This is a genomic window from Marisediminitalea sp. (genome assembly GCF_984433645.1).
On record NZ_CFIDRX010000129.1, the window covers coordinates 1 to 12,485 of the forward strand.

The 12,485-nt window shown below is 48.7% G+C and carries 11 protein-coding genes; 9 read left to right on the forward strand and 2 right to left on the reverse strand.

Annotated elements, in window-relative coordinates:
* Nucleotides 1–143: 143 nt before the first annotated feature.
* The 7 genes from AC4MRN_RS14995 to AC4MRN_RS15025 all read left to right on the forward strand — a co-directional run bounded on the left by AC4MRN_RS14995 (nucleotide 144) and on the right by AC4MRN_RS15025 (nucleotide 8,332).
* The gene (locus AC4MRN_RS14995; protein WP_155015044.1) at nucleotides 144–377 is read left to right on the forward strand and encodes a hypothetical protein; all 234 of its coding nucleotides are present in this window, start codon (nucleotides 144–146) and stop codon (nucleotides 375–377) included.
* Between the two features lie 163 nt (nucleotides 378–540).
* Entirely contained in the window at nucleotides 541–1,971 is a 1,431-nt protein-coding gene (locus AC4MRN_RS15000; protein ID WP_491203722.1) for an FGGY-family carbohydrate kinase, read from the forward strand.
* A gap of 77 nt (nucleotides 1,972–2,048) precedes the next feature.
* The gene (locus AC4MRN_RS15005; RefSeq protein WP_073324754.1) at nucleotides 2,049–2,834 is read left to right on the forward strand and encodes a DeoR/GlpR family DNA-binding transcription regulator; all 786 of its coding nucleotides are present in this window, start codon (nucleotides 2,049–2,051) and stop codon (nucleotides 2,832–2,834) included.
* A gap of 280 nt (nucleotides 2,835–3,114) precedes the next feature.
* Nucleotides 3,115–5,307 (forward strand): bifunctional rhamnulose-1-phosphate aldolase/short-chain dehydrogenase, encoded by a 2,193-nt coding sequence (locus tag AC4MRN_RS15010; protein WP_073324753.1) that lies wholly within the window; start codon nucleotides 3,115–3,117, stop codon nucleotides 5,305–5,307.
* A gap of 11 nt (nucleotides 5,308–5,318) precedes the next feature.
* Nucleotides 5,319–6,614, forward strand: coding sequence for an L-rhamnose catabolism isomerase (rhaI, locus tag AC4MRN_RS15015; protein WP_155015043.1), 1,296 nt, complete (start codon nucleotides 5,319–5,321; stop codon nucleotides 6,612–6,614).
* Nucleotides 6,615–6,718: 104 nt separating this feature from the next.
* The gene (locus AC4MRN_RS15020; RefSeq protein WP_073324751.1) at nucleotides 6,719–7,864 is read left to right on the forward strand and encodes an alpha-hydroxy acid oxidase; all 1,146 of its coding nucleotides are present in this window, start codon (nucleotides 6,719–6,721) and stop codon (nucleotides 7,862–7,864) included.
* A 192-nt stretch (nucleotides 7,865–8,056) separates the two neighbouring features.
* Nucleotides 8,057–8,332, forward strand: coding sequence for a hypothetical protein (locus tag AC4MRN_RS15025; RefSeq protein WP_370240725.1), 276 nt, complete (start codon nucleotides 8,057–8,059; stop codon nucleotides 8,330–8,332).
* Between the two features lie 92 nt (nucleotides 8,333–8,424).
* Here AC4MRN_RS15025 and rhaT read toward each other — a convergent pair whose 3' ends face one another.
* On the reverse strand, nucleotides 8,425–9,483 hold the full coding sequence (gene rhaT / locus AC4MRN_RS15030) for an L-rhamnose/proton symporter RhaT (protein WP_487966665.1): 1,059 nt from the start codon (nucleotides 9,481–9,483) through the stop codon (nucleotides 8,425–8,427).
* A gap of 365 nt (nucleotides 9,484–9,848) precedes the next feature.
* On the opposite strand from rhaT, the gene lolD reads away from it, so the two are divergent.
* On the forward strand, nucleotides 9,849–10,547 hold the full coding sequence (gene lolD / locus AC4MRN_RS15035) for a lipoprotein-releasing ABC transporter ATP-binding protein LolD (RefSeq protein WP_370167196.1): 699 nt from the start codon (nucleotides 9,849–9,851) through the stop codon (nucleotides 10,545–10,547).
* Entirely contained in the window at nucleotides 10,544–11,776 is a 1,233-nt protein-coding gene (locus AC4MRN_RS15040; protein WP_370240732.1) for a lipoprotein-releasing ABC transporter permease subunit, read from the forward strand. The genes lolD and AC4MRN_RS15040 overlap by 4 nt, the downstream gene beginning before the upstream one ends.
* 23 nt (nucleotides 11,777–11,799) lie before the next feature.
* On the opposite strand, the gene AC4MRN_RS15045 is transcribed toward AC4MRN_RS15040, so the two are convergent.
* On the reverse strand, nucleotides 11,800–12,485 hold a 686-nt coding region (locus AC4MRN_RS15045), incomplete at its 5' end, for a dicarboxylate/amino acid:cation symporter (protein ID WP_491203723.1).

Genomic DNA, 12,485 nt, shown 5'->3' on the forward strand with positions numbered 1-12,485 from the left:
CGCCGGGGGTCGCGGGTTCGAGTCCCGTCCGCTCCGCCATTCGGGAATCTTATCTACACTGTACGTTTCGTTACAAATCATCCCTTACATCACTACACAGTCTTTTTTATACTTCACGGCACATATTGTCCGGGAATCCCTGTATGGAAGAATTAGCCGAAGGTCTGTTGCGTACTACGTTCCGCGTTGCGAAGTGGGTGCTGTTTGAATTGTTTGTCGACGTTGTCCTTTATTGGATTGGCAGAGGCACACTGAAACTCATCTCTTTCGGTCGTTATCCTCAATCCAATGACAGAGCGGAAGGGCGCTGTATTTTTACCGGCTTCGCAGTTGTGGTCCTGGTATTCGTTGCACTCATTTATCTTCTGCCAGCCTAATTGCCTTACCAGCAAATGTGTTTCTATTTTGAACAAGCGCTACCAAATCCTACAAATTCTGAATTTTTATGATTGATAATGATTGTTTTTGCGTTATCATGTTCATTGTTAAATTCATGTAACTTGCAGGCAACACTACAGGTCACTATTCACGGACTTGTCGATGTCTGGCAAGGCGAAACGGACAGGTAGCAATTCAGTGAAAGCCATTCTCGATATCGGTAAGACCCACATTAAATTACTGTTTGTGAAAGACGGTGCAGAACAAGCCAGTTTTAGTTGTAAGAACGCCCCAATTGCGGGGATGTACCCTCAGGCTGATGTGGCGTCTATCTGGGCCTGGCTGGCAGAGACGTTTCGTTCTTATCCGCATACCGCTTCCGTAACCGATTTGGTATTTACCACCCACGGTGCTACCGCGGCTCTGATCAATACTGACATTGCCGATAAGGCCAATGCACTGGCACTGCCTGTGCTCGACTACGAATTTACTGGCGTAGATGCGTGTACCGCAGCCTATCAACATGTGCGTCCTGATTTTGAGCAGACGCTGTCACCTGAATTGCCAGCCGGCTTGAATTTGGGCAAACAGCTTTTCTGGCTACAACAGACTTACCCTGAAAAATTCAATGCTGCTACACATATTGTTATGTATCCCCAGTACTGGGCCTGGCGTTTTGGTGGTGAGCTTGCCAGTGAAGTAACTTCTCTGGGTTGTCATACCGATATGTGGGTGCCCAAATCTGCTGATTATTCGTCGTTGGTGTCGCAGCAAAACTGGCGTCATCTTATGCCGACTATGCGCAATGCCTGGGATTGCCTGGGCCAGGTGAGTGCGGGTGTGGCCGAAGAAACTGGACTGCCGGTTGATTGCAATATTTACGCAGGTGTACACGACAGTAACGCAAGCTTCCTGCGCTATCTGAAATCTTCGCAAACCGGAGAGGGGGCTTTTATGGTCATCTCTACGGGTACCTGGACAATCCTGATGCAAGGCAATGGTGACGTATCTGCACTGGCGGGTCATCAGGACACACTGGCTAATGTGGATGTGAAAGGCAATCCTGTATGTTGTGCTCGCTTTATGGGGGGCAGGGAATACGAAAGTATTTGTACCCAGCTTGGCGGCAACATCAGTATGACCGTCGAACACAGCGACGTACAACAAGCCATACATGAACAATGGCTGGTCACGCCTGACTTCAGTGCGGGTAATGGCCCTTATGGTGGAATGACACCGTCGTTGTGCTGTCCGGAGGCACCAAAAGCGCCGCAGGCTATAGCGACACTCTATTGTGCGTTAATGATCGATCAGCGCCTGAACGATTTGTCGGCAACCGGCCCTATTTTTATTGAAGGGGCGTTTTTGAAGAACCCTATTCTGTGCCAGATTGTGGCGCAATTACGTCCGGAGCAGCCTGTTTACCTGTCGGCTGACAACACCGGCACGGTAATGGGCGCAGCTGCGCTTATCGATTTTGAGCAAACTGACGCGCTGAGTTTTCCTCTCAACCCGTGTAAAGCGTCTGAATTTGCGCAATTATCGCAGTACAAAACCGCCTGGTATAACGAAATCAATAAAAATCAATCATAAATTTCACATTATGATTGAAAATGAATTGTTAAATAACTATATTTGGTCAAGTTTGCGTAAACACAACAGGACCAAATATGCTGGAAAAACAACGACAACAATTAATATTAGATATTCTGGATGAGTCATCTTTCGCCAGTGTGAAAGAGTTGTGTAAGCAATTAAATTCGTCTGAGGCCACTATTCGCCGCGATCTGGTGAAGTTAGCCAGCGCTAATAAAATCAAAAAGATCCGCGGCGGGGCACAGGTTATTGATACCCGCACGGTGTCTAACATTAAGCTGTCAGGCAATGCGTTTCTGGTTGACCGTGAACGCAATACCGACACCAAGCGCATGATAGCTAAAGCCGCTACGCAATTATGTCAGGACGGTGAATCCATTATTATTAATGGTGGAACATCGACGTTCATGATGGCTGAGTTTTTAACCGAACGCCGTATGAATATCCTCACCAACTCCTTTGTGCTTGCTAACGAACTACTCGAAAACAGTCAGAATCAGATTACCTTGCCCGGCGGAGAGGTGTATCGCAAACAGAGCATTATTCTGAGCTCCTTCGAAAATGACACGACCCAAAATTTCCACGGAACCAAGATGTTTATGGGGTCGCCCGGAGTGAGTGAATTCGGTGTAGTTGAAAACGATCCACTGTTAATTCTGGCGGAACAAAAGCTCCGTAAGCGCGCAGACCAACTTATTGTACTGGCTGACAGCAGTAAAATTGGTATTCGTGGCAACCTGATTTTCTGCGGTTTGTCTGATGTGGATGTGGTGATCACTGACTCGAATGCAGACCCGGAAGTACTGGACAAGATTCGAACCCACGGTGTAGAAGTTGTGGTAGTAGAAGCCTGCGAATAAGACTGAGTATATCGATATCAGCCAGACGGCTTTTCCTCTGGCTGATACCTTCCCGCTTTTCTTTCCTAGCCGCGCCCGCGGTTTAATTTAAATAGCTTTTTGTTAACTAACGAATAATTAACATCCCGTCGTTTCGATAATGACACTTCTGTTACATTTCTGTTAATTTGTGATTGAAAATGATTGACAAAGATTGTTGTGAAGGTATATTGCTCAGTAAATTCAATCTTCAATATGCAATTGAAGTCATTTTATAGCAATAACAGCAAAGGACACCTTCATGCCTTATCAGCCAGATGACTACAGACACGTCAATTATTTATGGGAAGATGACGTTGCTGACAAACTCGACCCGGTAGAGAACCTGGTCTATCGCTCCAATAAGCTGGGTGAAGACCAGCGCATTACCAATACAGGCGGTGGTAACACTTCTGCAAAAATCATGGAAAAAGATCCGTTAACCGGTCAGGAAGTCGAAGTACTGTGGGTTAAAGGTTCAGGTGGTGACTTAAGAACGTCGACCAAGGAAAACTTCTCCTCTTTATACGAAGACAAGCTGCGTGCCCTGGACGAGGTGTATCAGGTATATCCGGACAAGGGCTACAAGTCAGCTGGCGAAGACCGCATGGTAGGCATGTTCAAACACTGTAACTTCTGTTTGAACCCGCGCGCCTCTTCCATCGATACGCCTCTGCATTCAATGATTGACGAAAAGCACGTAGACCACTTGCACCCGAACGCAGTTATTTCTGTGGCGTCTTGTAAAGACCAGGAAAAACTGACTGAAGTTATCTGGGGCGGAAAACTGGCTTATGTACCTTGGATGCGTCCTGGTTGGGAAGCCGCGAAAGTGTGCGAAGACACTTATAAAGCTAACCCTGACATCTGGGGTATTTTGTTAGGTCAACACGGCCACACTAACTGGTCTTCTGAAAGTAAGAGCTGTTATGAAACGTCACTGTGGGTCATTGAAACCGCAGCGCGTTATATTGAAGAGCACGACAAAGGCGAAATGACCTTTGGTGGCCAGAAGTATCAGAGCCTGAGCGAATCTGCGCGTACTGAATTACTGACCGCATTCCTGCCTGTTGCCCGTGGTCTGATTTCAAATAAAGTGAAATTTATTGGTACGGTGCAAACCGATGACAACACGCTACGCTTTGTAAACAGCGTTGATGCACCGCGTTTGGCTGCGCTGGGCACATCTTGCCCTGACCACTTCCTGCGTACCAAAATCCAACCCTTGTATGTTGATTTCGATCCGCAAAATGACGACGTTGATACACTGATTGCTAAATTTAAGTCAGGTCTAGCGGCTTACCGCGAGTCCTATACTGCTTACTACGAAGCGTGCAAGCGTGAAGATTCACCGGCCATGCGTGATCCTAGCCCAACAGTGGTGCTGATCCCGGGTATCGGTATGATTGCCTGGGGCAAGAACAAGAGTGAGTCTCGTGTAACGGCTGAGTTCTACAACTGTGCAATTGAAGTAATGCGTGGTGCAGAAGCTATTTCAGAATACACAGCACTGCCACAACAAGAAGCCTTTGATATTGAATACTGGGCACTGGAAGAAGCAAAGCTACAGCGCATGCCGGCTGAGAAGCCTTTGGCGCGTGATGTGGTTGTTGTCATTGGCGCAGGTGACGGTATCGGTAAAGCCGTGGCTCACCGTGTGGCAAAAGAAGGTGCTCACGTTGTATGTGCGGATTTGCGTCTTGAAAACGCTGAGCGCACAGCGAAAGAACTGACCGACATTTACGGCCAGGGCATCGGTGTGTCGGGCAGCGGTATTTCTGCCTGTGGCCCGGCGATTGCGTTACAAGTCGATATTACTAAGCGCGAAACCGTATCTGCTATGTTTACAGATGTACTGCTGGCCTACGGCGGTATCGACAAAGTGATTGTTACAGCGGGTGTGTTCATGGCCGAAGGCGGTGACATGGCGAAGAACGACCAAATCTTCGATTTGAGCTTCGGTGTTAACGTGAAAGGCGGCTATGTAGTCGCGTCTGAAGCCCAAACCATTTGGGAAAAACAAGGCCTTAAGGGCGCAATGGTATTGACCACCAGCGTAAATGCAGCAGTGTCTAAGAAAGGCTCTCTGGCTTATGACACCAGTAAAGCAGCTGCCAACCACCTGGTGCGTGAATTGGCCGTGACCTTGTCTCCAACGGTAAATGTAAATGCATTGGCACCAGCCACTGTGGTACAAGGTAGCAGCATGTTCCCACGTGACCGTGTAATTTCGTCGCTGACTAAGTACGACATTGCGTTTGATGAATCGGAAAGCACCGAATCACTGCGTAACAAACTGGCCGAGTTCTATGCTCAGCGTACTTTGACTAAACTGCCAATTACGCCAGAAGATCAGGCAGAAGCAGCGTACCTGTTGGTGTCAGGTCAATTAAGCAAAACCACCGGTCAGGTGATCAGTGTTGATGGCGGCTTACACGAAGCCTTCCTACGATAAGGGGAATTACAATGAAAAAACGTATTGATAGCGCCTTACTGGAGGCCGAAAACGCCAAGCGCGAGAGCGACTTAAACAGTGATTACGCCGCGTTAGGTGAAAAGCTGGCTCGTGCAGACATCGATATTGAAACTATCACGGCAAAAGCCGGTGAGTTCCAAATTGCTGTCCCTTCATGGGGCACAGGTACCGGCGGTACACGCTTTGCCCGTTTCCCGGGTGAAGGTGAGCCACGTAACATCTTTGAAAAACTGGAAGATTGCGCGGTTATTAATGAGCTGTCTGGTTGTACCGACAGCGTGTCTCCGCACTTCCCATGGGACAAAGTAGACGACTTTTCTGAGCTGAAACAGCAGGCAGACGAGTATGGCCTGAAGTGGGTGTCGGTAAACTCAAATACCTTTCAGGACCAACCTGGTCAGGAACACTCTTACAAGTACGGCAGCCTGAGCAATACGCAAAAAGCGTCACGCGATCTGGCTATCCAACACAATCTGGACGTCATTGAGTACGGTCAGAAGCTGGGTGCAAAAAGCCTGACTGTATGGGTAGGCGATGGTTCAAACCACCCGGGTCAACAGCATTTCCAACGTGCCTTTGAGCGCTATCTGGCCAGCATGGAAGAAATCTACAAAGGCCTGCCTGATGATTGGGAAATGCACATTGAGCACAAAATGTTTGAGCCTGCGTTCTACTCAACCATCATTCAGGACTGGGGTTCAAACCTGCTTGCGGCCATGCACTTAGGCCCTAAGTGTAAGTCTCTGGTTGATTTAGGCCACCATGCGCCAAACACCAACATTGAAATGATTGTGTCACGCCTGATCCAGTTTAAGAAACTGGGTGGCTTCCACTTCAACGACAGTAAGTACGGAGACGATGATTTGGACAGCGGTTCACTGCATCCTTATCAGCAGTTCCTGATCTTCAACGAGTTGGTTGATGCGGAATACCGTAACCAGGAAGGTTTTGGTCCGGCATATATGCTTGACCAGTCACACAACGTGACTGATCCGGCAGAGAGCCTGATCAACTCTGCTATTGAGGTTCAGCGTTCATACGTGAAAGCCTTGTTGGTTAACCGCGAAGCACTTTATGGCTTCCAGGAAGGCAATGACGCGTTGATGGCGTCGCTGGAACTGAAAAATGCGTTTAACCTTGACGTGTCTCCGATTCTGGCAATGGCGCGTCTGCGCAAAGGTTCTGCGATTGATCCGCTGGCAGTTTATCGTCAGGCGGGTTACCGTAAAGCCATGGCCGAAGCCCGCCCACGCGATCCCAATGCCACAGGCTCTGGTATCGTTTAAATCCGGCGTGCAGGCAGGGTAGAGCCCTGCCAACGTTTATTGAAACAGCCCGCCATGCCTGCGGGCTGTTTGTTTTGTACTGTACTTAACGTAGGTTGTTCACAATGCGACTCAGTCAGTGTCACAATTTTCATGACTTTCGGCGTTTAGCGGAAAAGCGCTTGCCGGGGCCTGTTTTTAACTATATCGACGGCGGGGCCGACGACGAGAGCACGTTGCGCCGCAATACGTCAGCGTTTCGCGAGTGCGATTTAATCCCACGTGTATTGACCGGTGTAAAAGACATCGACCTGTCAGTCGAGGTGATGGGGCAGAAGCTCAAACTACCGGTGTATCTTTCACCTACCGCATTACAGCGATTGTTCCACCATCAGGGCGAACGCGCCGTGGCGGCGACTGCTGAGAAGTTCGGCACCATGTTTGGTGTGTCTTCACTGGGCACCGTGAGCATGGAAGAAATTGCCAAACAATATAACACCCCGCAGGTGTACCAGTTTTACTTCCACAAAGATCGCGGCCTGAATCGGGCCATGATGGAACGCGCAAAGGAATCCAATATTGAAGTGATGATGCTCACGGTGGATTCAATTACCGGCGGTAACCGGGAGCGGGATTTACGCACCGGGTTCTCAATTCCTTTCCGCTTAAACTTGAAAGGGCTTTGGCAGTTTGCGACCAAACCTGCCTGGGGTATTAATTACATTACCCACGAAAAATTCAGTCTTCCGCAGTTGGACGCACACATTGATATGGGCGGCGGAGCAAGTTCAATCGGCGACTACTTTACCAATATGCTGGATCCGTCGATGAACTGGAAAGACGTGGAAGACATGGTGAAGTTCTGGGACGGTCAGTTCTGCCTGAAAGGCATCATGAGTGCCGATGACGCCAAACGCGCTGTCGATATTGGTTGTACCGGCATTGTGATTTCCAATCACGGTGGTCGTCAGCTAGACGGTTCGCGCAGTTCGTTTGATCATCTGGCTGAAATTGTCGATGCCGTGGGTGATCAAATCGACGTGATGTTCGACAGTGGTATTCAGCGTGGTACTCATGTACTCAAAGCGCTGGCTTTAGGTGCCAAAGCAGTTGGAATCGGGCGTTATTATCTGTATGCGCTGGCGGCAGCCGGTCAGGCGGGCGTAGAACGCGCTATGCAGCTTCTGGTGGCTGAAATTGAACGAGACATGCGCCTGATGGGCTGCAGCAGTATTAGCGAGCTTAATCGCGATCACGTGCGTTTCAGATAACTCCGAAAAGTCACAATGAATACAAGCCAGCGCAAGCTGGCTTTTTTGTATGCAAAGTCCGTCACGCCATGGTCAGTCGTCGATGAGCAATAAATCATTTTCAACCTGCCATGCACAGGGTGTACAATAATTATACAGTTTGAGTGGTGTTTGAATCGACGATTCAACAAGTTCGGCATTCAGGGAATGAAGATGCGTACTATTGCAATGTATTGTGACGAATATGTGGATTTGGTTAATGAGTTAGACCGGGTCGGTTTTGCGGTATTCAGGGATTTATCGGCTTTGACTAAAGGTGAGTTAATCAAGTTTTATGAGGTTCAGGACTGTTACGAGATCAACAGGAGCGACGGCTCAACATATAAAACGCGAAGTCAGACTGGAAAAAACAGAACGGCCAAAGTCATGTTTTCCAGAGAGGCGGGTTCATCACAGTATGATGTGTATGTCGCCAGGATGGACAAATAATCGCACTTGCTAGCAAATAAGCCAAGGGCATAAAAAAGGCTGCAAAAAGCAGCCTGAAATACGACCTGTCGCCCATGCCGACAGGTGCATAGTTACTGAAACGAGTTACCCACACCAATCACAATGGTAGACAGCACCAACAGGCTGATCCCTGCCAGTAACAGCATGCGACTCTTACGGTTACTGCCGCGCCATTCCATTAATGCCAATCCCCATAGGGTAGAGAAGATAATGATACTGGCCATGTGAATGGTCCAGCTGGAGAATTCGTATTTACCCATGTGACTTTCGCCCATGGTGTAAAAGAAGAACTGGAAGTACCACAGCGCGCCACCCAGTGAAGCGAGCAAGTAGTTTTTAACCAGGTTGTTTACAGGCAGTTTTTCTGCCGATGCCGCGACCTGGCCGAGATACTCTCTTGCGGTACCGTTTTTCTTAATCAACCATAAACACCACAATGCGTTAGTGGTTAAACCGCCCGCCAACACAACACATAATACCGGTAAACCCTGCCATAATGACGCAGTACCTGCTTCCACAGTAAGTTCATTAATGGGCTTGCCTGCCGCAATACCAAAGGCAAAACAGCTCGACATAATGCCAGAGAACAGGGCAATCAACAGGCCTTTACGCATATCGATGCTTTCGCTGTCTTCTGCGGTATTCAGGCTGCGATTTTTTTCCGCGGTGGCTTTGGCAACAATGATCACGCCAATCAGTGTCATGAACGTACCCGCAACAGCGAACTGGCCGCTCGTGGTCGCGATAACTTCTCCAAAGTGTCCCGACGCAATAGGTGGGCCCAGCGTACCCAGTACCGTAGTCAGACCCAATACAATGGCCATGCCGGATGAAATACCCATATAGCGAACGGCTAGTCCAAATGTTAAACCGCCGAAGCCCCAGCCGGCACCCCATAAGTAACATTGCTGTAACACATCTGACGGAACCGATGACAATACCCCAAGTAAATCCTCAGTCTGAATCCAGGCGAAAAACCAAGGACAAACCAGCCAGCTGAAAATGCCGCCACACAACCAAAAAATTTCCCATGACCATCGCTGTATTCGCTTGTAGGGCACGTAGAAGCTGGCGGAGAACAGTCCTCCTAGCCAGTGAAAAAATACGCCTAATAACGGGTTAGTCGCCATGCAGCACTCCTCTCATAGCCGGTAAAAATACCATTGCGATCTCGCAATTGTTTATTTTTTGTAAAAGTTGGCCGCTAGCATACACCGAATTTTGTTAATTATCACGCAATATCAATCTTTATTGGTCATAAATGATGCTTGAGTGTGATTGGTTTGGTTTGAATACGACCTGGAAAGTGGTTTATTTACCCGATTCTTCAGACAGGCAGGAGCACAGGATGATTAGCCTATACCCCATGCCTGCCTTACAGTACAATGCGTTGATAACATCAGTCTGGGCTTTAGCTGCTGTAAGTCTTTGAGTAAGCAATGTTTACTTTTCTCACAGTAGTGAAAGGCCAGTCCGGGAATTAAATGAGGGATTCATGGCGAAAGACATGTCATTAGTATGTCGGGATGTAAGTAAAACCTATCACGACGGTGACAATCAGATTGCAGTACTCGACAGTGTGTCATTTGAACTGGCGCGAGGCGAGAAAATTGCCATTCTGGGCAGCTCCGGCTCAGGTAAAAGTACGTTGTTGCATATTCTGGGTGGCTTGGATCATCCTACTGCCGGGAGTGTGGAAATTAACAAGCAGGTACTGGCCGAGTTATCCAGCAACGCGTTAGCGGCATTGCGCAATCAAAGGCTCGGTTTTATCTACCAGTTTCATCACTTGTTGGCCGAATTTACCGCCGTCGAAAACGTCGCCATGCCGCTAATGATTAACGGCGAGTCCAAAAACAAAGCAGAAGAACGCGCTGCTGCGTTACTGGAAAAAGTAGGGCTTAGCCATCGCATTCATCATTTGCCGTCGGCTTTGTCTGGGGGGGAACGTCAGCGAGTCGCTATTGCGCGTGCGCTGGTAAATAATCCCAGTATTGTGCTTGCCGACGAACCAACCGGTAATCTCGACAATAAAACCGGTGCGCAAATTTACGCGCTGTTGTGTGAGTTAAGTGAGCAAATGGGCACGAGCTTTATTGTAGTGACGCACGACATACAACTTGCGAACTCGATGGACCGGGTACTCGAACTGACCAATGGCAAGCTGTCGACGCGAGAGCAGGGTGCAGCGTGAACATCAGTTTATTATTAGCCCGCCGGTTTCGTAAAAGTAAATCCAGCAATCGTTACACCTCGTTTGTATCGCTGTCTTCTACATTAGGAATAGGCCTGGGATGCTTTGTGCTGATCGTCTTGCTCAGCGTAATGAACGGCTTTGAGCGCGAATTGCGCGACAGACTGCTGGCCATTATTCCCCATGGTGAACTGTTTTCAGTCACCCAGTCGGGCATTCAGGATTGGCAAACCTATCAGGCTACTTTTAGTCAGGATCCCCGGGTTGTCAGTGTTGAGCCATACACAAAAATTACCGGCATGATTCAGCAGGGCGCTAATCTGAAAGCGGTTGAGCTGACCGGTATTCAGGTGACCGAGCAGGTACCCGCTCGGTGGCAGCGGGAAATCGCGCCATCTGACTGGCAACGCTTAATAGCACAGCCGCAAGGCGTGTTGCTCGGCAGTGCGATAGCTAAAAAGCTCAATTTGGCTGTGGGTGACAAGGTCACCGTGGTTATTCCATCGGTCACCGAAGATTTGACGTTTGCTGCCCCTAAAAACCTGTACCTGACACTAGCCGGAACAGTGAGTTTGGGCGGTGAATTAGACAACCTGATCGGCATTATGCATTTGCAAGCGGCCTCTGAGGCGTCTGGTATTGCCTCGGGCGCACAGGGCTTACGCTTTCAATTGCACGACCCCTTTACTGCTTACAGTGTTATTCGTGAAATTGGCTATACCTTTCCCCAGGCGGTGTATATGTCTGACTGGACCCGCACTCAGGGACACCTGTACGACGATATTAAATTGGTTCGGGTAGTGGTTTACATTGCGCTGTCACTGGTTATTGCCGTGGCCTGTTTCAATATTGTGTCGTCATTGGTCATGGCAGTGAAAGAAAAGCAGGCGTCGATTGCTATATTAAAAACCATGGGCGCAACAGACCGACAGGTGCGATTCGCCTTTATGTATCAGGGCATGCTTAACGGCGTTATTGGTGTGTTTTGGGGGACATTACTGGCGGTGATCACTGCGCCGAATTTATCGGCCTGGATTGGCGCGCTGGAATCACTGTTGGGCATTAAGGTCCTGTCAGGCGATATCTACTTTATTGATTTTCTGCCGTCGCAGTTATATTGGGGAGATGTGTTAATAACGGTGGTTGTTGCACTGACACTCAGTATTCTTGCTACCTTGTATCCAGCGCATAAAGCCGCTGCGATAGCACCCGCCCGGGCATTACATTAACCCGGGCAGGTCGCCGTTAGCTGTTACGCGTTGCGATCGAAATGTTCAAAGTCGACGTCTTCCTGTTTCGAGCCCGCATTCGGGTCGTCAAATACCGATTGATCTAATTCACCTTCAGACTTCGCAATAATACAGGCTACCGTACAGTCACCCGTAATGTTCACGGCTGTTCGCGTCATGTCTAATAAGCGGTCCACACCGATAATTAGCGCGATACCTTCTACTGGCAGATTAACTTGCTGCAGTACCATGGCAAGCATGATCAAGCCTACACCTGGTACACCCGCCGTACCGACAGAAGCCAGTGTGGCTGTCAGTACCACCATAACATAATCACCCAGGGTTAAATCTACTGCATATACCTGAGCAATAAACACCGTCGCCACACCTTGCATAATAGCGGTACCGTCCATGTTGATTGTGGCACCCAAAGGCAGCGTGAATGAGGATACGGATTTACCTACACCCAGCTTATTACGCGCGGTTTCCATGGTAACCGGCAAAGTGGCACTGCTGCTTGATGTACTGAAAGCGAATAACGCCGCATCGCGCATTTTGGTAAGTAACATAACCGGGCTCAAACCACTGAACACTTTTAATAAAGCAGAATAGGTAACCAGGCCGTGAATAATGAGCACCACCAACACCACCATGAAGTACTTAACCAGGCTGAATATTGTGCCGAGTTCAATACTGGCAAACAGTTTGG